General features: G+C 31.2%; 24 protein-coding genes and 3 pseudogenes. 25 read left to right on the forward strand and 2 right to left on the reverse strand.

Translation table 11 applies throughout. The features are described 5' to 3' along the window. The first annotated feature begins 149 nt into the window (after positions 1–149). The 14 genes and pseudogenes from HGPG_RS00775 to HGPG_RS00835 all read left to right on the forward strand — a co-directional run bounded on the left by HGPG_RS00775 (position 150) and on the right by HGPG_RS00835 (position 13,161). The gene (locus HGPG_RS00775; RefSeq protein WP_002836644.1) at positions 150–761 is read left to right on the forward strand and encodes a TetR/AcrR family transcriptional regulator; all 612 of its coding nucleotides are present in this window, start codon (positions 150–152) and stop codon (positions 759–761) included. Between the two features lie 17 nt (positions 762–778). Beyond that, complete coding sequence (locus tag HGPG_RS00780) at positions 779–1,360, forward strand: MptD family putative ECF transporter S component (protein ID WP_002836642.1); 582 nt, start codon at positions 779–781, stop codon at positions 1,358–1,360. 24 nt (positions 1,361–1,384) lie between these two features. Continuing rightward, entirely contained in the window at positions 1,385–2,086 is a 702-nt protein-coding gene (locus HGPG_RS00785) for an energy-coupling factor transporter transmembrane component T (protein ID WP_002836640.1), read from the forward strand. After that, positions 2,079–3,470, forward strand: coding sequence for an ATP-binding cassette domain-containing protein (locus HGPG_RS00790; protein WP_019124146.1), 1,392 nt, complete (start codon positions 2,079–2,081; stop codon positions 3,468–3,470). Before HGPG_RS00785 ends, HGPG_RS00790 begins: the two co-directional genes overlap by 8 nt. A gap of 35 nt (positions 3,471–3,505) precedes the next feature. Continuing rightward, positions 3,506–5,251 carry an ABC transporter ATP-binding protein gene (locus HGPG_RS00795; protein ID WP_019124147.1) on the forward strand — a complete coding sequence of 582 codons (1,746 nt, stop codon included), beginning with the start codon at positions 3,506–3,508 and terminating at the stop codon, positions 5,249–5,251. Beyond that, positions 5,245–6,978 carry an ABC transporter ATP-binding protein gene (locus HGPG_RS00800; protein WP_019124148.1) on the forward strand — a complete coding sequence of 578 codons (1,734 nt, stop codon included), beginning with the start codon at positions 5,245–5,247 and terminating at the stop codon, positions 6,976–6,978. Before HGPG_RS00795 ends, HGPG_RS00800 begins: the two co-directional genes overlap by 7 nt. 36 nt (positions 6,979–7,014) lie before the next feature. Further along, positions 7,015–8,364, forward strand: coding sequence for an MATE family efflux transporter (locus HGPG_RS00805; RefSeq protein WP_019124149.1), 1,350 nt, complete (start codon positions 7,015–7,017; stop codon positions 8,362–8,364). Between the two features lie 319 nt (positions 8,365–8,683). After that, complete coding sequence (locus HGPG_RS00810) at positions 8,684–9,094, forward strand: sigma-70 family RNA polymerase sigma factor (RefSeq protein ID WP_002836635.1); 411 nt, start codon at positions 8,684–8,686, stop codon at positions 9,092–9,094. A 435-nt stretch (positions 9,095–9,529) separates the two neighbouring features. Then, complete coding sequence (locus HGPG_RS00815) at positions 9,530–9,739, forward strand: excisionase (RefSeq protein WP_004818884.1); 210 nt, start codon at positions 9,530–9,532, stop codon at positions 9,737–9,739. A 77-nt stretch (positions 9,740–9,816) separates the two neighbouring features. Next, positions 9,817–11,052 carry a site-specific integrase gene (locus tag HGPG_RS00820; RefSeq protein WP_002836633.1) on the forward strand — a complete coding sequence of 412 codons (1,236 nt, stop codon included), beginning with the start codon at positions 9,817–9,819 and terminating at the stop codon, positions 11,050–11,052. A 144-nt stretch (positions 11,053–11,196) separates the two neighbouring features. Then, positions 11,197–11,658: pseudogene (gene metG / locus HGPG_RS00825) on the forward strand (methionine--tRNA ligase subunit beta); the annotation flags it as partial. A 296-nt stretch (positions 11,659–11,954) separates the two neighbouring features. Further along, the gene (locus tag HGPG_RS00830) at positions 11,955–12,281 is read left to right on the forward strand and encodes a hypothetical protein (RefSeq protein ID WP_019124151.1); all 327 of its coding nucleotides are present in this window, start codon (positions 11,955–11,957) and stop codon (positions 12,279–12,281) included. Positions 12,282–12,365: 84 nt separating this feature from the next. Continuing rightward, positions 12,366–12,646, forward strand: a pseudogene (locus HGPG_RS10060) (DUF3847 domain-containing protein). Between the two features lie 20 nt (positions 12,647–12,666). After that, entirely contained in the window at positions 12,667–13,161 is a 495-nt protein-coding gene (locus HGPG_RS00835; RefSeq protein WP_019124152.1) for a hypothetical protein, read from the forward strand. A 259-nt stretch (positions 13,162–13,420) separates the two neighbouring features. Here HGPG_RS00835 and HGPG_RS00840 read toward each other — a convergent pair. Further along, positions 13,421–13,762 (reverse strand): annotated as a pseudogene (locus HGPG_RS00840) (helix-turn-helix domain-containing protein); the annotation flags it as partial. A 186-nt stretch (positions 13,763–13,948) separates the two neighbouring features. Between HGPG_RS00840 and HGPG_RS00845 the strand changes: the two are divergent. Then, on the forward strand, positions 13,949–14,206 hold the full coding sequence (locus HGPG_RS00845; RefSeq protein ID WP_019124153.1) for a DUF3847 domain-containing protein: 258 nt from the start codon (positions 13,949–13,951) through the stop codon (positions 14,204–14,206). A 203-nt stretch (positions 14,207–14,409) separates the two neighbouring features. Continuing rightward, positions 14,410–14,982: a uracil-DNA glycosylase family protein gene (locus HGPG_RS00850; RefSeq protein WP_019124154.1), complete on the forward strand. Its 573-nt coding sequence runs from the start codon at positions 14,410–14,412 to the stop codon at positions 14,980–14,982. A gap of 224 nt (positions 14,983–15,206) precedes the next feature. Here the strand turns inward: HGPG_RS00850 and HGPG_RS10570 are convergent, their stop codons facing one another. Continuing rightward, on the reverse strand, positions 15,207–15,329 hold the full coding sequence (locus HGPG_RS10570; RefSeq protein ID WP_019124155.1) for a hypothetical protein: 123 nt from the start codon (positions 15,327–15,329) through the stop codon (positions 15,207–15,209). Positions 15,330–15,785: 456 nt separating this feature from the next. Between HGPG_RS10570 and HGPG_RS00855 the strand changes: the two genes are divergently transcribed. The 9 genes from HGPG_RS00855 to HGPG_RS00895 form a co-directional block, all read left to right on the forward strand. Continuing rightward, positions 15,786–16,970, forward strand: a complete 1,185-nt coding sequence (locus HGPG_RS00855; protein WP_019124157.1) for a phosphoglycerate kinase — start codon at positions 15,786–15,788, stop codon at positions 16,968–16,970. Continuing rightward, positions 16,967–17,710, forward strand: a complete 744-nt coding sequence (gene tpiA / locus HGPG_RS00860) for a triose-phosphate isomerase (RefSeq protein WP_019124158.1) — start codon at positions 16,967–16,969, stop codon at positions 17,708–17,710. The genes HGPG_RS00855 and tpiA overlap by 4 nt, the downstream gene beginning before the upstream one ends. Then, complete coding sequence (gene gpmI, locus HGPG_RS00865) at positions 17,707–19,209, forward strand: 2,3-bisphosphoglycerate-independent phosphoglycerate mutase (protein ID WP_019124159.1); 1,503 nt, start codon at positions 17,707–17,709, stop codon at positions 19,207–19,209. The genes tpiA and gpmI overlap by 4 nt, the downstream gene beginning before the upstream one ends. 28 nt (positions 19,210–19,237) lie before the next feature. Then, on the forward strand, positions 19,238–20,524 hold the full coding sequence (gene eno, locus HGPG_RS00870; protein WP_019124160.1) for a phosphopyruvate hydratase: 1,287 nt from the start codon (positions 19,238–19,240) through the stop codon (positions 20,522–20,524). Continuing rightward, positions 20,521–20,934, forward strand: a complete 414-nt coding sequence (locus tag HGPG_RS00875; protein WP_019124161.1) for a SixA phosphatase family protein — start codon at positions 20,521–20,523, stop codon at positions 20,932–20,934. Before eno ends, HGPG_RS00875 begins: the two co-directional genes overlap by 4 nt. Positions 20,935–21,071: 137 nt before the next feature. After that, entirely contained in the window at positions 21,072–21,719 is a 648-nt protein-coding gene (locus HGPG_RS00880; protein ID WP_036731353.1) for a response regulator transcription factor, read from the forward strand. Then, entirely contained in the window at positions 21,719–22,582 is an 864-nt protein-coding gene (locus tag HGPG_RS00885) for a sensor histidine kinase (RefSeq protein WP_019124163.1), read from the forward strand. The genes HGPG_RS00880 and HGPG_RS00885 overlap by 1 nt, the downstream gene beginning before the upstream one ends. Before the next feature lie 47 nt (positions 22,583–22,629). Beyond that, entirely contained in the window at positions 22,630–23,310 is a 681-nt protein-coding gene (locus tag HGPG_RS00890) for an ABC transporter ATP-binding protein (RefSeq protein ID WP_019124164.1), read from the forward strand. After that, positions 23,303–24,977: ABC transporter permease (locus HGPG_RS00895; protein WP_051010624.1), on the forward strand; the 1,675-nt coding region annotated here is incomplete at its 3' end. The genes HGPG_RS00890 and HGPG_RS00895, both read left to right, overlap by 8 nt.

Genomic DNA, 24,977 nt, shown 5'->3' on the forward strand with positions numbered 1-24,977 from the left:
TATTCAGTTTTATTAATTATACCGCATTTAAATAAATTAATTAAGAAGTATACGGTAGAGTAGAGCAAAATTTATAATTTGATTGATATTGAAAATATTTTTCAATTAAGATATAATAAAAACCGAGGGAATCCTCGGAAAATAATTGAATGATTGGAGGTATTTTATTGAAAGATAAGGAAACAAAAGTTGGTCAAATTAGAAAAAAAGAAATTCGAGATGCAGCAATGAGATGTTTTTTGAATAAAGGATTTCAGAATACAACAATGGAAGATGTGATTAAAGAAGTTGGCATGAGCACAGGTGGTGTCTATCATCATTATAAAAGCACAGCTGAAATGCTTAAAGATTTAATGCTTGATGGAAATCAGTATAGAAATAATTTAATTGATAATTATTTAGAAGCTCACATAGGTCAAGATAAATATGAACAGATGAGTGAAATTTTAGTGGATAAGTGTCTACCAGATACAGATATTACTAAGGTTTATTCTCTTTTATTACAATCAAAAAAATATAATGAAGATTTAGAAAAGATGTTTCAAGATTTGAAAACAGAAACAGTAAATCAATTAGATTCAATATCTAATAAATTAGGAATTGATTCAAAGATTTTTGAAGATGGTTTTTTAGTAAATTATATAAATGGAATGATATTAAGCTCGCAAGTTCTTAATGCAAGAGATTCATATGATGAGAATAGGAAATATCTAAAAGATACAATTTTAAATTATATTTTAGATTTAGAAAAAAATAGATAACTAAGGAGGTTTCAGAAATGAATAAAAAATTAGAAGTTAGAGATTTAATTAATGTTGGTTTGTTTGCAGTACTTGGGTTTATTTTTATGCTAATAGGCTCATTTACAGCTATGGTTCCTGTTTTGATGCCAATTGTTCCCTTAGTACAGGGAATTTTAGTTGGACCTAGTAACATGCTTTTTTCAACAAAAATTAAGAAGCCAGGAATGCTTTTTATTCAAACAATGCTAATATCTTTAGCTTATGTCATCATGGGTCATGGTCCATGGGCACTTTTAACAGGAGCAATTGCAGGATTTATTGGAGAAATAATATTAAAATCAGGCTCTTATGACAGTAAAGGAAAATCTAGATTAGCATTTTCTTTTTCAAGTCTTTGCACTTTAGGAAACTATGTTCCGATTATCATCTCAAGAAATGAGTATGCACAAGGGCTTTTAAATCAAGGTTATAAGCAAGAATTTATTGACACAATGATGAAAGTTATGCCTGATTGGATTTTAATAGTTATGGCTATTTTAGGATTTATTGGTGCTTTTGTAGGTTGTAGCTTAGGAATTGTGTTTTTGAAAAAACATTTTTCAAAAATTGGTAAGTAAGAATTAGGGAGCGGGTTATTAGATATGATAAGGATAGATTTTAGAGCAAAATTATTTTTAATGATGGTTATTTCTTTTATTATGACAATTGGAAATATTCAAAGCCTAAATCCTATATATTATGTATTAATATGTATGCTCCCTACTTTTTTATTATTTTTATCTGGACATATAAAATCCGGGATTAAATCAATCATACTTTTTATAATATTGAATATTATAGAAATTAATATTAGGGAATTAAATGATTCTATAATATTATCACTTATACACATAGTTATAATTATAATAAAAAGAGTTTTTGCACCTATGGTTATGGGAAATTATATAATTTTAACAACTAGTGTAGGAGAAGCAATTTGTTCATTAAAAAAGGTGAAGTGTCCTGATCAGATAGCCATTCCTGTTGCGGTTATGGTTAGATATTTTTATGCAACAAGAATTGAGTATAGACAAATAAAACAAGCTATTTATTTGAGGGGTATAAGTTTTAGGAAATTTTTAAAGAATCCTATTTTATTAATTGAATATAGGATAATCCCACTATTGATGACCCTATCAAATTCTGCTGATGAATTGACAGTAGCTTCATTAACTAAGGGTCTTGCTGTCAATCAAAATAGATCAAATATTAGAGAAGCAAAGTTAACATTTGCTGACTATTTAATTTTTTTTGTTTCTATTTTAGTTTTATTTTTTTATATAAGAGGTAGAAAATATGCTTAAAATAAGAAAGTTTGATTTATCTTTTGATGATGAAAATATCTTAAAAAATCTAAATTTTGAATGTAAAGCTGGTGAAATTACAGTTATTACAGGACATTCTGGATGTGGAAAAAGCACACTATTAAAAGCAATTAATGGAGTAATACCTGAATACCTTGATGCTAATATTAATGGAGAAATAAAATATAACAGCCTAGATTTACTTAGTAAAAATATATTTGAAAGATCATGTATTATTTCAAATGTATTTCAAAATCCAAAATCTCAATTTTACTGTATGAATTCCACTGAGGAGTTAGCCTTTCAGCTAGAAAATAGAAATACTGACAAGTCAGAGATAATCAATAGAATAAAGAAATACTCAAAACTCTTAAATATAGAATACTTATTAGACAAAAATATATTTGATTTATCTGGTGGAGAAAAGCAAATGATAGCACTTGCAGCTTGTGCAATTTCTGAAAATGATATTATTTTATTAGATGAACCATCTTCATCATTAGATAATGAATCTATAGAAAGGTTAAAAGAAGCCTTAGTGAAATTAAAAGAATTAAATAAGATAATAATTGTTGTGGAACATAGATTATTTTATTTAAAAGATATAATGGATAGGCTTTGTATTATTGATAATGAGTCTTTAATTTCATACGAAAAAGAAGATTTAAATGATTATAATTTGAAAGCTATTGCAGAAGGATATGGACTTAGAACATTTAATAAAATAGAGAAAAGTGATTTAGAGATTAATAAATATTATAAAGTGAATTTATTAGATGATAAAAATAATTTTAGCAATGGAGATTTATCATGTCATAATTTTAAGAAAAAATATGAAAAGAATAAAATCTTTGACTTTAGTATTTCCTTTAATAAGGGAGTAAATTTTATCATTGGAAAAAATGGAATAGGGAAAAGTACTTTCATTAAATTATTGACCGGTACTACAAAAGGTCACGGAGATGTATTTGTTAATCAAAAAAAAGTTACAAAACAAAATAAAGAAATTTTTATGGTAATGCAAGATCCAAGCTCTCAGCTTTTTACAGAAAATGTATTATCGGAAGTATCAACAGTAAGTGAAGATACAAGCCTAAATGAAAAAATGTTGGAAAAGATGGGATTATTATCAAAGCTTGAAAAACATCCTCAAAGTTTATCGGGAGGAGAGAAGCAAAGATTGTTGATTGCTATAGCAAGGCTTAGTAATAAACCTATTATTATCTTAGATGAGCCTACAAGTGGATTATGTAAACCACAGATGAATACATTAATTAATTTCCTACACGATATGGAGAGAGAAGGAAAACTCATTATAATTATTACACACGATTATGAGTTTATAAAACACTGTGATGGTACAATATATGAATTTCTAAAATAAAATGTAAATGGATACAATTATGGAGGTGTTAAATTATGAAAGAAAAAAGTCCTGCTGTAACATTGTGGGAGCTTGCATATAAGGAACATTCAAAGTTAAAAACATCTGTATTTATAGCAAGTATCGGTGTTATTGCCGGAATTGTTCCATACATTGCTGCAAGCCGTATTTTAGTCTATTTATTAAATGGAATTGCAGATTTCAAGGTCTATTTTTTATGGATGGGAATAGGTATGTTATCTTATATTTTAAAATCTGTTTTATACTCTACGGCGTTATCTGTATCTCATAAAGCGACTTTTAGTGTATTGAAAGATATTCGCTTGAGAATGCTTGATAAACTTCCGAAGATGCCGTTAGGAGAAATAATCTCTGTTCCAAGCGGAAACTTTAAGCAGATTATAGTGGATCAGGTTGAAAGTATGGAGAAACCGCTCGCTCACCTGTTGCCTGAAATGACATCGAATCTCTTAGGTTCTTTGAGTATATTTATTTACTTATTATTTCTTGATTGGAGAATGGCTCTTTTATCATTAGTATCCATTCCTTTGGGGATGCTTTTTATGGGACTCGTAATGAAAAATTATGCTGTTCAATATGAAGGATCTGTAAAGGTAAATCGAGAAATGAATTCTGCAATTATTGAGTATGTCAATGGAATAGAAGTGATAAAAACATTTAATCAAGACAAGAGATCGTACGCAAAGTACAAAAATAAAGTCATTGCAAATGCAAGATACTTTTATGAATGGATGAAGAGCTGTCAGTTACCTGTATCTTTATCTAAAAACATATCTCCTACTACAATGATAACAGTGCTTCCATTTGGTTGGTATTTCTACATTAGCGGAAGTTTAAGTGCAGAAGTATTTATATCTGTAATTATTCTATCTTTAGGTATTGCAGGACCTTTACTTGAAACAATCAATTTTGTTGATGGTCTTGCTAAGATAGGGACTATTGCAAATTCTATTAACTTAATTTTAGAAGGAAAAGAACAAAAGCATTCTGATAGAGAAGTGACTATCCAGCAATATAACATTGATTTACAAAATGTAAAGTTTGGATATGAAGAAGAAAAAGAAATTCTTCATGGAATATCCCTAAACATAAAAGAAGGGACAACAGTGGCTTTTGTTGGACCAAGTGGAAGTGGCAAGTCAACTTTAGCAAAATTAATAGCTGGATATTGGGATATCATGGAAGGAAATATAAATATTGGTGGACACAATCTTAAGGAAATTCCATTAAAGCAATTATATAGTTTGACCGCCTTTGTTTCTCAGGATAATTTTTTGTTCAACGAAAGTATTAGGGAGAATATAAGAATGGGCAATCCAAGTGCCAGTGATAAAGAAGTAGAAGACATTGCTAAGAAATCGGGTTGTCATGATTTTATTATGAAAATGGAACATGGTTACGACACGGTTGTCGGAAGTAGTGGGAGCCATGTTTCTGGTGGAGAAAGGCAAAGAATATCTATAGCAAGAGCAATGCTCAAAAATGCACCTATTGTAATACTTGATGAAGCTACTTCATATATAGATCCTGAAAATGAAGTGATTATAAAGCAAGCTTTATCAAAGCTTATAAAAGATAAAACGGTGATTATTATTGCTCATAGATTATCAACTATAACAGATGCAGAACAAATATTCTTAATTGAGAATGGAAAACTTGTTTCATACGGTAAGCATGATGAATTATTAAAAGGTTGTGAATTATACCGAAATATGTGGAACGCTCATATAGGAACAAAGGATGGTGGGATGAAATGTTAAGTGCTTTAAAAAAAATTTTAGATTTCTCAGGTGATGAAAAGAAAAATGTATATCACTCTATATGGGTAAGTTTTTTGTTTGCGATTTTTCATATGCTTCAAATCAGTGCTATTTATTTTATAGTGAAAGCAATTGTCCAAAAAGACATGAGCATGATGCCCGCGTGGATCGCGTTAATACTTCTTGTTATTAGCATAATCGGAAGAAGTGTTACAAATTATTTTTCACAATTACAGCAATGCCATGCAAGTTATTTCATGGTGGCAAATAAAAGAGTAGCAATAGGTGAAATGTTAAAAAAAATACCTATGGGATTTTTCAATGAAAACAATATTGGTGAAGTGGTTGGAATTTCTACAACTGTTTTAGAAGATGTAGAAAATACCGCAGCAATGGTTATGGTAAATACATTATCAGGTTTTATAAACACGATAATATTTACAATAATGATTTTAGCATTTGAGTGGAGAATAGGTTTTATTGTTGCAATTGGATGCCTATTGTACTTATTTGTTCTCTCAAAAATGGAAAGCAAATCAAGGAGCGTTCTTCCTAAAAGACAAAAAGCATCTGCTAAATTAGTTGATGCCATTTTAGAGCAAATTGGAGGGATGTCTGTTATAAAATCCTTTAATTTAACAGGGAAAGGAGATGAAAAAGTTAGAGGTGCTATTGAAAATAGTAGAAAAATAAATCTTGATTGTGAAAAACTGTTTACACCTTATACGATTTTGCAAAATATTCTTTTGGATTTGTTTAGCATTTTGATAATAGGTGCAGGTATTTTCTTTTATATTAATGGAAAAATATCATTCTTAAATACAGTTATGACGATTATAATTTCTTTTCTTGCTTTTTCTCAAATAAAATTGGCAGGAAGTGCAACAACCTCCCTCAGAGTTGTTAGTGGATCTATTGAGCAAACAAGGAAGTTAGAGGAATTTCCACAGATGGATATTGATGGAAAAGACATAAAGCCTACTACTTTCGATATTTCTTTTGATAATGTAGAGTTTTCATATTCAGGTAAAAAAATCCTCGATGATATTTCGGTCAAGATACCACAAAACCAAATGACAGCTATAGTTGGGCCTTCAGGAGCTGGAAAAACTACATTTTGCAATTTGATAGCGAGATTTTGGGATGTAGAGAAAGGAGAAATCAGCATAGGTAGACACAATATTAAAGAATATTCATTGGAGTCATTAATGAGACAAATTAGTATGGTTTTTCAAAATGTTTATTTATTTCAAGACACTATTGAGAACAATATAAAGTTTGCTAAGCCAGATGCTACACATGAGGAAGTTATAGAAGCTGCAAAGAAAGCGTGTTGTCATGAATTTATTATGAAGCTTCCTGAACAATATGAAACAGTTATAGGAGAGGGAGGTGCAAGTTTATCTGGTGGAGAAAGACAAAGAATATCAATTGCAAGAGCAATGATAAAGAATGCACCTATTATTATTTTCGATGAAGCTACTGCAAATGTAGACCCTGAAAATGAGGATAAATTGCAGGTTGCTATGGAGGAACTCACAAGAAATAAAACAGTAATAATGATAGCACACAGACTAAAGACAATAAAAAATGCAAACCAAATACTTGTTTTAGCTAATGGAAAGATAACGCAACAAGGTACACATGAAGAACTTATTCAAGTTGATGGTATCTACAAAAAATTTGTTGAAGCAAGACAAGTGGCAGCAAAGTGGCAGTTGTCATAAGTTATAAAAATATTGAAAAAAACTGGAGGAAGTCATATGGGAAAACAAGATATGAAAACACAACTTTTAACCAAAAGTCCTAAAGATTTATTGTTTCAGTTAGCTATTCCGGGAATTATAGGAATGGTAGTTATAGGGCTATATCCATTTATGGACGGAATTTTTGCTGGATGGATTATTGGAGACTATGCAATGTCTGCTATTAGTATATCCATGTCCTTAACAATAATAAATGGTGGAGTATCAGCACTTATTGGAGTTGGTAGTGCATCAATATTATCAAGGGCGATTGGAAAGGGAGATAAAGAAACAACTGACAAGATATTTGGAAATTTTTGTTATTGGGTAATTTTATTCTCTATAGTTATCACAATATTAGGTTTGATATTTGCACCTAATTTTTTGGATTTAGTAGGAGCAAAGGGGAATATTAAAGAACTTGGAGTCAGATATTTAAGAGTAGTTTTTTTGGGCTCCATATTTGTTAATTTTGCTCAAGCCGGAAATATGACAATGCGTGGTGAAGGTGCAGTAAAGCAATCCATGATTATTATGGGGGTAGGAGCAATATTAAACATTATTTTAGATCCTATTTTCATGAAGTTGATGGGAGAATATGCGATTGAAGGGGCAGCTATTGCAACTGTAATCTCTCAAATTGTGCAAGCTATATTAACCTTACGCTATTTTTCAAAGAAAAGTGCTTTTGTGAGGATTCATAAAATCCAAAAGAGTAAGGATATTTCCAGTGAAATGTTTAGCATAGGAAGTTCTGCAATGATGATGCAAATTTTGTTTGCAGTACAACAAACATTCTTGTTTAAGCAAGCTTTCGCATACGGTGGAGATAATTGGGGAATTTTAATGGCTGCTACAATGAGATTGTATATGTTCTCCTTTATTCCTCTTTGGGGAATGAGCCAAGGTTTACAGCCTGTTATTGGGGCAAATTTCGGAGCAAAGCAATATAAAAGAGTAAAAGATACAATGAAAGTTTTTATGTACGGAGCAACTATTCTTGCAGCTCTTTCATGGATACCATCGATGTTTTATTCAGAAAAATTACTATCATTATTCAGTGTGAGAAGGGAGATTATTGAAGTTGGTGTTGTAAACTTTAAGATGTTTTATTCAACATTCATCTTATATGGAATTATGATTATGACACTTACATTTTTCCAATCCATAGGAGATGGAAAAAAAGCAGGCATGATTGTAATGCTTAGACAGTTAGTTTTATTTATTCCTGCAATATTACTATTTCCAAAGGCATTTGGAGCGTCAGCAGTTTGGTGGACAGAACCTATCGTAGATTTTAGTATGATTATGTTGGGACTGTTTTTAATGCTTAATGGACTTAGGAAAATGGGAAAAGACAAAGCATAAATACAAGGACATTTGATATAAAAGCGAAAATAATCAAAAGAGGCTGTAGGTATGGATGCTATTTATCTATAATGAACGGAGGGAAAGGGAGATGAACAAGTGTATAAGTTACCTTGTAGAATTGAAATGGAATAAAAATACTCCTTTTTTCTATAATTCTTGTAGTTGTCTGTCTTTACATTTTCTCGTCTAAACAATTAAATATAGTAAAAGAAAGAACGGATTTCTTTCATTTCAGAGGACTTCTTATGCCAAGATGCAGGAGTCCTCCTTTTTTGTCTGAAAAACAAATAGACAAAAAAGAAATGGAGGAAACTTTATGGCAAAAGAGTATTACCTTTATGTCAGAGGGCAAAAGGTAAAAGTCAGTGAAGATATTTATAAAGTCTACTGGCGAGAAAAAGAACACGAAAAGTATTTGGAGCAGGTGGACAAGAAAAACCACTTGCTATTTTTTTCGTCTCTAAATCACGATGGGAATTTTGAAGATAATCTAGAAGATAAAAATGTTGATGTTGAAAAAGTTGTAGCTACACAAATGATGATTGAAGCACTAAGAAATGCAATGTCAAAGTTAAATAAGGATGAAAGAGAAATAATTGAAAGATTATATTTCAATGATGAAACACTTCGTGCAGTATCAAAGACTCAAAATATATCACATACTGCTTTAATAAAAAGGCGAGATAAGATTTTAGAAAAACTAAAGAAATTTATAGAAGAAATATAGTTTCTGGTTACCAAAGAGGGCAAATTTTCCTTTATAAAGTGAGGGGAGTTTTGTCCTCTTTCTATTTTAAAAGCAATCTAAATAATATTTGAACCTTAACAATTGAATAGACCAAGACAAGACATTAATCATTTTTGGAGCGTAATAACCTATCCGCCAAGATCTTTCTGCTGAATAATTCGGTAAAACAAGTACTGCTAAGCAAAAAGCAAGGGAAGAAGAAAGGGAGCGATAAGTAAGAGTTTGAACATAGGGAGGGATACCCTATTCGCTATGAAGAAAATGAGGATAATGATACTTCTAAGGTTGAAGCCGGCTCATCCTGAACAGAGGCGGAGGTGAGATTCCTATGTTGCTAATCCAATGCACTTGTCAATGTCAAAAAACTTTAAAAATATTAAAATAAATATTTTAAATATATTATTTGGAGGATTTATGATTAATGAAAATATAAAAGGAGTTCGTGTTTGTGAAAAAGCATTTCTAACATTAAAAGAAGCATCTGAATATTTTAATATTGGTCAAGATAAAGTTAGACAATTAACGGATGAAAATGATTGCGATTTTGTATTATTTAATGGTAGTAAGCGTCTTATTAAGAAAAAGTTAATGGAAGAATATTTAAATAGACAGTTCTCTATTTAATCTAAAACTATATATAAAACACGCTTAATGCGGTATAATAATTATAGCGTGTCTTTTATCAAAAAAGGAGAATTTTTATGGTAAAAAGACGCAAAGATAGTAAAGGGGTTGTTTTAAAAGACGGTGAATATCAAAGATCAAATGGCACTTATGAATTTAAGTGGCAAGACAAAATAGGTCGTAGAAAATCTATCTATGCGAAAACTCTAAAAGAATTAAGAGAAAAGGAATTAGATATTTTACGCAATACTATAGATGGAATCAACAACGAAGGAAGTAGCTTATCTGTAAATGATACTTTTAAGCTATGGACAAAGGTAAAAAGAGGTTTAAAAGATAATACCTTTAAAAATTACATCTATATGTATCAACAATTTGTCGAACCGACTTTTGGTCGCATTAAACTATCTGATATTAAAAGATCTGATGTTAGAAGTTTTTATAACAGATTAAAGGAAGATCAGGGATTGATGGTTTCTACCATAGATTGTGTTCATACTGTCTTACATCAGGTTTTAGAATTAGCAGTGGATGACGAATATATAAGATTTAATCCATCTGACAATGCTTTGAAGGAATTGAAAGTAGCTTATCGAAATGAATCTCTGAAGAAAAAAGCCATGACAATAGAAGAACAAGTGCTATTTGAAGAATATTTATCTAATAGTGATGAATATAAAAAATGGTATCCAATATTCATTGTTATGCTTTGGACAGGAATGAGAGTTGGAGAAGTTACAGGATTGCAATGGGACGATCTAGATTTTGATAATGGTCTTATAAATGTAAATAGGACTTTGGTATATTATAGTAAAGGTAAAGGATTAAACAATAGATATGCTATTAATACACCGAAGACAGTATCAGGTAAGCGAAGTATTCCTATGGTTCAAAAAGTAAAAGATGCTTTTCTTATGGAAAGAGAGTTACAAAAGACTTTTGGAATCGAATGTTGTGATTCAATCGATGGATTTAAAGACTTTGTATTTTTAAATAGGTTCGGAAAGGTTCACAATAATGGAACACTTAATAAAGCTTTAAGAAGAATTGTTAGAGATTGCAATTTAAGTATAATGGATAAAAATAAATCGAGCTCTAATGATATTCTATTAGTTCCACATTTAAGCAATCACATTTTCAGACACACCTTTACTACAAGGCTTAATGAACAAAATATAAATACAAAAGCAATGCAGTCTATTCTAGGTCATTCTGATATTAGTACAACAATGGATATATATGTAGATGCAACAGAAGATTTTAAGATAGAACAGATGGGAGAATTTGAAAAAGCGATGAAATTTATATTTTAGAATTTACGACAGCTTACGACAAATTTACGACAATTTGCTAGAAATCTATAGGCACTTATAGAGAGTTAGCAAATTGTCGTAAATGGAAAAGTACCATAAAATAGACTTTTATAGAGATTTAGACAATTATCTAAAGTAGAGGGGATTTTCCCAACAATGAAGCCAATAGGAAAAGAAGTTGCAGAAATAAATGCAAATAAAGTAGCAGATGAAAAAACAGCTGTAAAACTTGACCTATCAAAGGTAAAAGTTGAGCCACTATTTGAAGAATTTGTAGACTTTGACACTTTCTCAAAATCTGATTTTAGAGTAGTAAAAGTTAAAAATTGCGAAGAAGTTCCAAAATCTAATAAACTTCTCAAGTTCACCCTTGATGACGGAACAGAAGAAGAAAGAGTAATCCTATCAGGAATTAAAAACTTCTACTCTGCAGAAGAATTAGTTGGAAAAACTCTTGTTGCCATAACAAATCTTCCACCAAGAAAGATGATGGGAATAGAATCCTGCGGCATGCTCCTATCAGCAGTTTGTGATTATGATGGCGAAGAATTATTAAATCTTCTAATGCTAGATGACAAAATCCCAGCAGGAGCAAAATTATATTAATAAGAACACGCTAATTATGAAACTGGGGTTTGTTATGAATCCCAGTTTAATTTTTTAATTGGATTAATAGAATTCTTAAGCTATATAATAAAATCAATTTAAAGAAAAATAAATATTAGATAATCTCAGACGATAGAAATTAAAAACTCTATCGTCTTTTTTTTACTCAAAATAAGGACAGAATAACACTACAAATTCTCTAAAACAAAGATACCTTTAAGTTAAAATTGAGTCAAACCAATATTTGTGATATAATGCTGTGAATATAATTATTTAAAGAAAAGAGGATTGTTGTAATGACAATAAGAAAAGGTATATATTTTTTCCCAGCTTTGATATTCCTATTTTTTTTGATATGGGTATCTATTTTCCTAGGGATAAAATCTTTAGAGATGTCTGCAATATTAGTGGAAATATTATTTGTGTTTGCAGGCTTCTTATTGTCAAAGAAACTAATAATTGGCGGAGTGATTGGGATCTTCCCATCCGTTTATTTCGTGTTATCAGGAAATTATTCTAAAACAGGGATAGAGACACCTGTAGGAATAGTTCTATTCATATACTATTTATTATGTATTGTTGATATTCACATTAACAAAAAGAAGAGGTTATATAACCGATAAAACATAGGGATAGTATCAATCAAGCTTTGTATACAGAGATAGCAAGGAGCTTATCTCTTTTTTTATTAAAAGAAAGGAGATAATATAAAAAAATTAGAACAACTAAGACAAGAGTCAAAAGAAATAAAAGATAAAATTGACGATACAGAAGAAAGATTAAGACAACTAAAAAATCAAGAAAAGAAGATATTAAAACAAGACATAATAAAAAGAAGAAAAGAAAGAACTCATAGGCTCATAACAAGAGGAGAAATCTTAGAAAGCCTTATAGAAAATGTAGAAGATTTAACAGATGAAGAAATAAAAATCCTAGAAAAGCAACAAAGACAAAAGAATTTAAAAAAACACCTAGAATAATAAGATAAAGAGGAGGTAAACTAAATTGATGAAAACACTTGGTATGTTAACAATCATCTGCTTAACAGCATCAATTATGATGGTGAATTTTATACTTATTATACCGAAATTTGGCTCGAAGCATTTCGGCGCACCTGATGATATCAAAGTTATGATGAGTAAGTTGCCAGATAAACCGATTTGGGTCAATATAATCGGCGGACTTATCATGATACTTGGATTGCTAACCATTGCAGCCGTTCTAGGCTGGGCAATTGTTGATACAGTAAAATTTAGTTTAACTTTTCAGCAAGCCTTTGTTAGATTTTTAATACTATTTGAAGGATATAAGCTTTTTGATATTATCTTTTTTGATTATCTCATGCTTACCAAGTTAAAATTGCCGACTAAAGTTTACCCAGAGACGGTTGGTGCTAAGGGTTATGATAATTTTGGTTTTAATGGGAAAAGTCAGATTGCAAAAATTATAATCTTCTTTTTCGTGAGCCTAATTTTGGCATATTTACTGACCGTTTTGGTTTAACTAGAAATTCATAACTTATAATGTTCAATTCGACTTCTTGGCTATTTGTTTTAAGGGGCTGTAGCTTAAAAAAACCAATTATCAGAAATAGATATAAGCCATGAACAGTTATATGAAGATGGGTTAGAGTGAAATATAATCGAAAGAAACTTCAATCTAATGAATGTGAGCATATCTTAAAAACAAGACAAGAACCATTCCTATACAAATATCTATACATGCAAATTCATATAAGATAAAGGCGTATAAAAAAATTAGTTTAATCACAGCAATCACAATTTAAATTGTGATGTTCGCAAGCTAAACTACGGACTTCACTAGGAAGTTTCCCTTTGTATCTTTTGTAATAAATAGAAAATTTGCTATGGGATGCGTATCCAACAGATTGAGCTATTTCCTTTATAGGAAGTTTGGTATTTAAGAGAAGAGTCTCAGCCACGTTCATTCTTTTTCTTTGAGTATATTCTGTAATGCTTTGACCATATTTTTCTTTGAATAGATTTTTTAATTTAGTCCCGCTCATTGTAGATATTTTTTCAAGAGTTTCTTGGTTTACATTCATGGCGAAATGATCATCTAAGAATCTGGCTACATCTTTTATCTTTGTGAGAAAAATATGATAAAAAAGATAAACAAAAAGTTATAACATTCCAGATTGGGATTACATGGAAAGATATATAGAAAACGTAAAACTAAAATGTAATATAGAAATGTATAACATTTAGAAAAAAGACGATTAGAAAAGTAAAAACTAGTCGTCTTTTTTAATACAAGAAAGGAGATTTATATGAAAAAATTAGAACAATTAAGACAAAAGTCAAAAGAAATAAAAGATAAAATTGATGATACAGAAGAAAGATTAAGGCAACTAAAAAATGAAGAAAAAAAGATATTAAAACAAGACATAGTAAAAAGAAGAAAAGAAAGAACGCATAGACTCATAACAAAAGGAGCAATCTTAGAGAGCCTTATAGAAAATGCAGAAGAACTAACAGATGATGAAATAAAAATCCTATTAGAAGAAGCAACAAAGACAAAAGCATAATTGAAAGATTTATAAAAGAAAATTTAACATCATAAGGAATGATAGTAGATTATGCAATTCATGATGAGTGTCAAGACAAAAATGGGTAATAATTTTATATAGGTTGAAAGTTTTACTAGGCTAAGAATAGATTTTTTACGAAAATTGTTACTTGTCCTAAAGCTTGGCAAGGTTCTAATTATAATGAAAGTGATGGCAAAATTATGAAAGAAAAACTCATTATTAAAAAATTAAGAGAAGATCGCAGAAATGAAATCTACACAAATAGAGGAATTAACCCAATATTCCAGCTAAATCCAAAATCAAAAATTTTGATAATTGGGCAAGCTCCTGGGGAAAGGGTTGAAGAAACTGGCATTTTATTTAATGATAAGAGTGGGGAAAATCTTGTCAAATGGTTGGGTATATCGGAAGACGTCCTCCATAGTGAAGATTTTTCTATAATTCCAATGGATTTTTATTATCCTGGAAGGGGAAAATCGGGCGACAAGGCTCCTAGATCTTTTATTGCAAAAGAATACCATCCACTATTATTAAATGAATTGAAGGATATTAAGTTAACCATTTTGATAGGAGCCTATGCTCAAAAGTTTTATTTGAAGGATAAATTTAAGAAAAATTTAACTGAAACAGTAAAATCTTACAAAGAATTTTTGCCAGAATATTTCCCAATAGTCCACCCAAGTCCTCTAAACAACAGGTGGATAGCAAAAAATCCTTTTTTTAAAGAAGAGGTTTTACCTGAGTTAAAGAAAATTGTAAAAAAGCTGATATAAATTGTCTTTGTAAAAATTTATTGTATACAATTTTTTTATGGCAATGTTCATCAACAATGAGAGAAAATATGAAGCGACTATGATGTGGAAGAACTATTAAACTTAGTGATGCTAGAAGACAAAATTCCAGCAGGAGCAAAATTATATTAATAAAAATTTTATTTATAAAAGCAAAAGGAACTGAGAAAAATTTATCTCAGCTCCTTTGCTATGTCAAAATTATTTTATTTTTTAAATTGTTTTAAAAGATTTAATATTTTAACCAGTAAAACAATTTTAATCACATGTAAGATGGTGTAGGGAATAAGGCCTGTTAGGATTGTCATAGTCGCTTCATATTTTTCCATAAAATCACATCTCCTTAAATAGCTCTTTTAATTTATTTAATATTAAAATTAAAAGGATAATCTCAATTATGTTAAAAAGATAATGAGGTTGAATTAGCGTAAGGAATTTTATTATTTGCATTTTCATAATTAAGCTCCTCCATTAAAAATCTAAATAAAAATCTTATTACAAATTTTTTCGTCTCCATTTTTACATCTATGTAAGTTAAAGTACATTTCTACACCTTCTTATTAGCTTTAATTGTAAAAAATTAAAGGGTCTATACTTTTATCGATTTAATACATTATATCACAAAAAAAACAAAGTAAAGTTATAAAATAATTAATGGGAAATTTTTAATCATTTAAGTGAGAATAAATATTTATAAAGCCCTTCTAGTAACTTCAACTCTTTTCTTTTTATGGTATAATTTAAGTGTTAAATTTTAAGTACAAATCGAAAATAAGAGGTGTAATGTGAAAAAAACTATTAGAGATTTTGATTTTAATGATAAAACTGCCCTAGTTAGGGTTGACTTTAATGTCCCCCTAAAGGATGGCAAGGTTACTGGCGACGATAGAATAGTTAAGGCTATTCCAACTATTGATTATTTAACTGAAAAGGGCTCAAAAGTTGTCCTCATGAGTCACCTAGGAAGACCTAAGGGAGAATACAAGGAAGAGTTTTCTCTTGCTCCAGTTGCTAAGAGGGCGGCTGAACTTTTAAAGAAGGATGTTAAGTTTATCCCATCAAAGGAAGTTGTTGACGAAAAAGTTATAGAAGAAGTTAAAAATCTTAAAAGTGGAGAAATTGCTCTACTTGAAAATTTAAGATTTGTGAAGGGCGAAGAAAAGAACGACCCTGACTTTGCAAAAAAACTTGCAAGCCTTGGAGATATTTTTGTAAATGATGCCTTTGGCACTGCCCACAGAGCTCACGCTTCAAATGTTGGTGTGACAGAATTTTTGCCTTCTTGTGCAGGTCTTTTAGTTGAAAAGGAAATTAAATATTTTGAAGATGCCCTTAAAAATCCAGAAAAACCCTTTGCTGCAATTCTTGGTGGTTCAAAGGTTTCTGACAAAATTGGCGTAATCGAAAATCTATTGGAAAAAGTTGACACTCTAGTAATTGTTGGTGCCATGGCAAATACTTTCTTAAAGTCCAAGGGTCTTGAAGTTGGTAAATCTCTTGTGGAAGATGACAAACTAGACCTTGCAAGAGAAATTATGGCTAAGGCAATTGATAAAGATGTAGATTTAATCCTTCCTAGAGATGTAATTGTGGCTCCAGAACTTTCTGAAGATGCAAAGGGAACTTTAAAGGATGTAGAAGATGTGGCTGAAGATGACATGATTCTTGATATTGGTCGTGAAAGCCTAGAAGACATAAAGGCAGCTCTTGAAAAGGCAAATACAGTAGTATTAAACGGTCCTTGTGGAGTTTTTGAAATTGAAGAATTTTCTCACGGAACTATTGAACTTGCAAAAATTTTGGCAGGTCTTGATGCCATAGTAATTGTTGGCGGCGGAGATTCTGTTGCTGCAGTTGAAAAGGCGGGCGTTGCTGATAAACTAACTCATATATCCACAGGTGGCGGTGCAAGTCTTGAAATGCTTGAAGGCAAAAAACTTCCTGGCATTGAGGCAGTTGAAGAAGCATGAGAAGAAATTATATTTGTGGAAACTGGAAGATGAACAAGACATCATCTGAAGCAAGAGATTTTGCAGAAAAAATAAATGAGTTTAATTTTGAAAAGTCTGATGTCCTTCTTGCTCCATCTTTTGTTTCTCTTGAAAGTTTCAGAAAAATTTTAAATAAAAAAATTGAAGTAGGAGCACAAAACCTTTCTCAGTTTGAGGATGGTGCTTACACTGGCGAAGTTTCAACTTCTATGTTAAAGGACATTGGAGTAGAAAATGTCATCATTGGTCACTCTGAAAGGCGAGAAAAATTTTTTGAATCCAACGAAATTGTAAATGCAAAGGTGAAAAAAGCTCTTGCAGATGATTTTCATGTAATACTTTGTCTTGGCGAAGCTCTTGAAGTAAAAGTTGAGAATAAAGAAGTAGATTTCGTAAAGGATGAACTTTTAAAGTCCCTTGAGGGAATTGAAAATATTGAAAACATTACAATTGCCTATGAGCCAATCTGGGCAATTGGCACTGGCAAAACTTGCTCAGCTGAAGATGCGGAGAAGATGTGCAGAGAAATTCGCCAGATAATTAATAAAAATTATGGTGAAATTTCTGAAAAAATTAGAATTTTATATGGCGGCTCTGTCAAGCCTTCCAATGCAAAAGAAATTTTATCAGAAGAAAATATTGACGGAGTTCTCGTTGGTGGAGCCAGCCTTGACCCAGAAGGTTTTATTGAAATTATAAAAGCTGGTGAAAGCCTATGAAGCCAACAATGTTAATAATCTTAGATGGCTTTGGCATAAGAGACAGCCAAGTAGGTAACGCAGTTAAGCTTGCTAAGACTCCAACTATTGATGAATTATATAAAAACTCTCCTCACACAGAAATTTTTGCCAGCGAAGAATATGTTGGCCTTCCTCATGGACAAATGGGAAATTCTGAAGTTGGTCACTTAAATATTGGCGCAGGACGAGTAATTTATCAAAACTTGACCAGGATAAGTGAGTCAATTAAATCGGGAGAATTTTTCAAAAATCCTGAATTTAAAAGAGCCATAGACAATGCAAAAAAGAAGGATTCAAAAATTCATTTAATAGGACTTGTTTCCAAGGGCGGAGTGCACTCACACTTTGACCACCTCTTGGCACTTATAAAGTTAATGGCAGATGAAGGCATGGAAAAAACTTACATCCACGCAATTACAGATGGTCGTGATGTTTCACCTCATGCTGCCATAGATGACATAAAAGAGCTGCAAGATGAAATTGGAAAAATTGGCAAGGGAAAAATTGCCACAATTTCTGGCAGATATTATGCCATGGATCGTGACAACAGATGGGAAAGAAGTAAAAAATATTACGACGACTTGACAAGTGATGAGGATTTTGTAGATGAAGATATTTTAACTTATATAAAATCTTCCTACGACAAGGACATCACCGATGAATTTTTACTACCTGCAAAATTTGTAAAAAATTCTGAAATAGAAGATGGGGACTCTCTTATAATTTTTAACTTTAGACCTGATAGGGTTAGACAAATTACTAGAGCCCTAGTTGATGATGACTTTAAGGGTTTTGAGAGAGAAAAAATTAATACCACTCTCGTTACAATGACAGACTACGACAAAGATATAAAAAATAAATTTGTTGCCTTTAAGGACGAGATACCAAAGGATACTTTGGGAGAAATCCTAGAAAAAAATAAAATCAAGCAACTTAGAATTGCCGAGACAGAAAAGTATGCCCATGTCACATTTTTCTTTAATGGCGGACGGGAAAAACCCTTTGAGGGAGAGGACAGAGTTCTCATTCCTTCGCCAAAGGTTGCAACTTATGACCTAAAGCCAGAGATGTCTGCCAATGAAGTGACAGATGCTGTAATTGAAAAATTAAGGGAAGACAAGTACGGCGCCATAATTTTAAATTTTGCAAACACAGACATGGTTGGTCACACTGGCGACTTAAAGGCAGCCATAAAAGCTGTGGAGACAGTTGATAGAAACCTAGGCAGAATTTTAAAGGTCCTAAAGGAAAAAGATGGGGTGGCAATAATTACTGCTGACCATGGAAATTGTGAATGCATGATTGATGAGGAGGGCAAGCCTGTCACAAGTCACACTACAAACCCTGTGCCAGTTTTCCTTTTCAATAAGGATGCAAAACTTAGAAGTGGCGGTGCACTTTGCGACTTATCGCCAACAATTTTAAAGATTATGGGAATTGAAAAGCCAGAACTTATGACTGGTAAAAGTTTATTTTAAATTTATAAATTATTAATTAGGAGGAATTATGAGTTTAATTGATTATGTTTATGCGAGAGAAGTCCTTGATTCAAGGGGAAATCCAACAGTTGAAGTAGAAGTTGGCACACTTAATGGTGGCTTTGGCTCTGCCATTGTGCCAAGTGGTGCCTCAACTGGAGTTCACGAAGCTGTTGAACTTCGCGATGGAGAAGAAAGATATAATGGCAAGGGCGTTGAAAGGGCAGTTGCAAATGTAAATGAAAGAATTGCCGAAGAATTAATTTGCTTTGATGTCTTTGACCAACTTGGCATTGATAAAATGTTAATAGAGCTTGATGGCACAGAAAACAAGGGAGAACTTGGCGCCAACGCAATTCTTGGGGTATCTATTGCAGTTGCAAGGGCTGCTGCTAATGAAGCTGGACTTCCACTTTACCAATACCTTGGTGGAGTAAATGCAAAGACTATGCCAATCCCAATGATGAATATAATAAATGGTGGCGAACACGCTGACAACAATGTAGACATCCAAGAATTTATGATTATGCCAATTGGAGCAGAAACTTTTAAGGAAGCACTAAGAATGGGTGCAGAAGTTTATCATGCCCTTAAAAAAGTTTTAAAGGACAAGGGACTTTCCACTGGAGTTGGTGACGAAGGTGGCTTTGCACCAAATCTTGAATCAAATAAAAAAGCCTTCGACTGCATACTTGACGCAGTAAAAGCAGCAGGTTATGAGCCAGGTAAAGACATTGTCCTTGCAATTGATGCTGCAGCTTCAGAATTTTATGATGAGGACAAGAAAAAATATGTCCTTGCAGGTGAAGGTCGTGAACTTACATCAGAAGAACTTTCAAAATTCTATCAAGAACTTGTAAATGAATATCCAATTTATTCAATTGAAGACGGACTAGCAGAAGACGATTGGGAAGGTTGGAAGAACTTGACAGAACTTATTGGTGACAAGGTTCAATTAGTTGGCGACGACTTTTTCGTAACAAATACTAAGAGACTTCAAGAGGGAATTGAAAAGAAATCTGCAAATTCAATTTTAATAAAATTAAATCAAATTGGAACAATTACAGAAACTCTTGATGCAATAGAACTTGCAAAGAGACACAATTATACAGCAATAATTTCTCACAGGTCAGGAGAAAGTGAAGACTCAACAATTGCTGATTTAGCAGTTGCAACAAATGCAGGCTTTATAAAAACTGGTGCACCAGCAAGATCTGAGAGAGTTGCAAAGTATAACGAACTTCTTCGCATAGAAGATGAACTAGGTGATCTCGCAATTTATCCTGGCTTTGATGCCTTCTTCAATTTAAAATGAAAATCTATTTTATAAGACATGGCGAGGCAGAAATTTATGCAGATGACGACTTCAAGAGAAAGCTCACGACCTTAGGCAAGAAAAAATTAGAGGAAAGCTTTAAGGCCTTTGCAAAAAATTTAGAAGACAAAAGATCCTTTAAAATTTACTCCTCACCTCTTGAAAGAGCAAAGGAAACTGCAGAAATCTTGGCAAAACACCTAGACTCAACCTATGAAGTTAAGGACTACCTTGCCGGCGGAAGAATAAAAGATATCTTAAAAACTTTAGATAAAGATGACAACTACATCTTTGTCTCCCATGAGCCCTTTATATCAAATTGGATCTACCAGCTAACAGGCGACATGAAAATTATTTCAAGGGGCAGCATAAACTTTGTAGAAATTGATCCAAAAGAATTTATAGAATAAAATTTTTAAAACACAAGCACTGGCAAAGACCGGTGCTTTTTTGTTAGGAAGATTTATAAGAGTCTAAAATGATTAGGAATTCTTTTAAAAACCAAAGTGTGATAGAATTTGTTTACAAGATTGTGTTAGGTGATCAAATGAAAAAAATAATTTTAATAGAAGATGATGAAATTTTATCAAGTGGCATTGAGTCTTACTTGTCAAAAAATGATTTTGAAGTAGAAACTTGTAAAAACTTTGAAGAAGCAAAGATAAAAATAAATAATTCTTTTGACTTGGCGATCTTAGACATAAATTTGCCCGATAATGATGGAATCGGTTTGTTGAATACTTTAAGAGAAAATAATGTTAGAGTAATAATAACTACAGTAAAAAACGATGAGAAATTTATCGTGAGAGCTCTTGACAATGGAGCTGACGATTATATTACTAAGCCTTTTAAATTAGCTATTTTAAGAGCAAGGATTGACAAGACTCTAAGGACTGCTCTTGTAAAAGATGATTTTATTAGCTTTAAAGATCTAAGCCTAAATAAAAATGAAGGATGTTTTTATTATAAAGATGAGAAACTTGATTTAACAGCGCTAGAATTTGAAGTTATGAATTTATTTATAAATAATCCCAATAGAATTTTTACTCGAGATTTTTTGCTTGAGAGATTTTGGGATAGAAGAGAAAAGTTTGTCAATGACAATACACTAACTGCCACTATAAAAAGAATTAGAGATAAAAGTGACAGAGATATTATTAAAACAATCCGTGGAATAGGTTATAGGATGGACTGATGATTTATTTATTTTACTTTGTGAGTTTATTTGCTCTATATTATTTTTTGAAAAGAAGAGAGAAAAAGAGAATAAAAGAACTTGAGAATTTAATAGATAGGCTGGGAGAAAAAAATTATTCGATTCCCATGGTGCAAGATGAGTTTTCAATCCTTGAAGATAAGATTTATAAAATTTTTATAGAACTTGTTGAGGCGAGAGAAAGCCTTGAGATAAATTCAAAAAAACAAATTCAAAACTTAGAAGATATTGCCCATCAAATAAAGACTCCAATTACTTCAATGGTTTTTGATTTGGAGATGATCCATAAGGATGAGGACAATAAAAAAGAAATTGAAGGCCTTGAGCTTCAACTTGAAAGGCTTAACTCTCTTGCTGATATTTTATTAAAGCTATCTAGTCTTGATGCAAATGTAGATAAAATGGAAAAAAATGAAGTTTTAATTTCAGAAATAATTGAATACGCCTTAGATATTTTAAGAAAAAGTATTGATGAAAAAAACATTAAAATTATATTTGATTATGAGGACTCTGAGATAAAAGTTGATTATTATTGGGTTTCTGAAGCCCTAATAAATATTATTAAGAATGCCTTAAGCCTTGATAGAATTACAAAAATTAAAATTTCTACAAATAAAAATCCGATTTACACAGAGATAATAATTGAAGATGACGGCGGAGGTATTAAAGAAGAAAACTTCAAAAAAATATTTGAAAGATTTTACAAGAGTCCTGACTCTAAGGGCTTTGGCATAGGCCTTGCTATGGCAAAATCAATTATTGAGGCGAACAATGGAGATATATCTGTAAAAAATGGCAATGATGGTGCGATTTTTAAAATTAAATTTTACAATGTCACTTAAAAGTCATTTTAACCCTTTATTATTGAGACAAATAGAGGGAGGTACATATGGAAATTGTTAGAACTGAAAATTTATCAAAAACTTATGGAAGTGGAGAAAATCTTGTAAGGGCAATTGATGATGTTAATTTAAAAATAGAAAAAGGAGAATTTATTGCAATTGTTGGACCAAGTGGATCAGGCAAGTCAACTCTACTTCACTTGTTAGGTGGTGTGGACAATCCAAGTTCTGGAAAAATATTTATAGACGGCAATGACATCTCAAAATATTCATCAAAGGAATTAGCACTTTTTAGGAGAAGGAAAGTTGGTCTAATTTATCAATTTTATAATTTAATTCCAAACTTAACAGTAAGGCATAACATTGAGTTGCCCCTAAAGCTTGATAAGAGAAAAATCAAGGAGGAAACCCTATTAGATACAGTTAGAAAGCTAGGAATAGAAAATAAGTTAGATTCTTTTCCAAGTGAACTATCAGGAGGTCAGCAACAAAGGGTTGCCATAGCAAGAAGTCTTATCTATTCTCCATCTCTTGTACTCGCTGATGAGCCAACAGGAAACCTAGATAGAGAAAATTCAAGAGAAATAATTGAAATTTTAAAATATTTTAATAGGACTTTAAAACAGACAATTATTGTAATCACCCATGATGAGTCCATAGCTCTAGAGGCAGAAAGAGTAATAACAATAGTGGATGGAAAAGTAGTGGGAGATGAAAGAAATGAATAAGAAGAATCTCTCAATCTCACTTTCACTTTTTATAACTGCAATTTTCTTTACATTTTGTGTTTACTTTGGATATGTAAATAATAAATTTGATTATGAATATTTTAGGAACAGATCAATTTATGATGCTAAAATTATGCCTGATACAGTTTCTGGTGACTCAAGTAAATTAAAAGAAATAAAAAACATTAAAGAAGTGGGAGAAGTTGCAGTAGAAAATAATTCTGCCAAGCTATCTCAAAATGTCTTAGTGGTAAATTACATAGACCAGGGTTATAACAAGATGTTAGAAGATAATATGTTAAAAGAGGGAAGTTTTGCTGCAAAAGATAATGAAATTACCATACCAAAAAGTCTTGCAGAAAAAGAAAATTTAAAAATTGGTGATAAGGTAAAAGTAGAATTTGGGAATAGATTAGTTGATGGAAAAATTATAAAGCCAGTTTCCAGTGTTACTAAGGATGAAGAATTTGCAAGAAAAAATAGCAAAGAATATGTAATAAGTGGTATCACAAGAAATCTTTACAATGAGAATATGAAGGTTTTTTATGCTTCTACTGTCATAGGAAAGGGTCAAAAAACCAATAGCTTTGTAAGATTTGATAATTTTAGAAAAGCCTATAGTAATAAAGATAATTTAGAAAAAGAAATAGCATCTGCCTTGAATAAAGATAAAGTAGAACTTGCATTTAGCGAGATAATGAAAGATTACTATAATGTTGATGGAAGTCTTTTACAACAAAATAGGCGGGTGATTGTAGACTCTATTTTAATATTTGCTACAATCCTCATTTTTATATTTTTTGTAAAAAATATTTTTACAGTTTGGGGACTAAGAAAGATAAGAGAAATTTCAATGTACAAATCAATTGGTTCAACAGATTATCAAATTTATAAATTGCTTTTAAAAGATGGATTAAAAATTTCATTTTTACCAATAGTTTTGGGACATATTTTCGGATATGGAGGAATCAACCTCCTCAATCTTGGAATTCAAAGGATTGTAGAGGAAGAGGAAAAGTACAAGTATATAGAATTTTCGCCAAGGCTTTCCTTTGTAGTTCTATTAATTTGCTTTTTTATAATTTTCATATCAATATTTGCTCCAGCTAAAAAAATCGCAAGGATAAATATAATTGATGGTATAAAGGGCAACTTTAGTGACAAAAATATAAAACTAAAAAGGAATAAAGATATTTGGAAGGAATTAAAGATAAATAATTTAAAAACTATTTCTTCTCAGAGATATATTTCTGCAATTGGAATGATAATTGTATCAATTTTTTTGATAGTTTTCTCTATGGCAAAGTACAATAGGGTGAAGAATACTTACACTTACAATACGAATATTAATATACTAATTCATTCAAATGAAGCTGAAGTTCCAAATGTCTTAAAGGATATAATGAAGACTACAGAAAATCACAGAGCCTTCCTTTCAACTGAAAAATATATTTCCCTTAGTAAGGATCAAAATTATTCAGATGAGTTTAGGTCTCTTAATTTAGATGAAACAATCCGCAAATATTATGATAATGGCGAAGATTTTTATCTCGATGGAATTATTACGGCCTTAGATGATCAAACTTTTGAAAAAATAGGTGGCAAAAAGGGAGAGGCTTTGCTATTAAATAGGGTCCAAGTCAATCCAAATGCACCTATTGATGGAT

It is taken from the genome of Peptoniphilus grossensis ph5, from assembly GCF_000311825.1.
In the GTDB taxonomy this organism is placed as follows: Bacteria; Bacillota; Clostridia; order Tissierellales; family Peptoniphilaceae; genus Peptoniphilus_A; species Peptoniphilus_A hominis.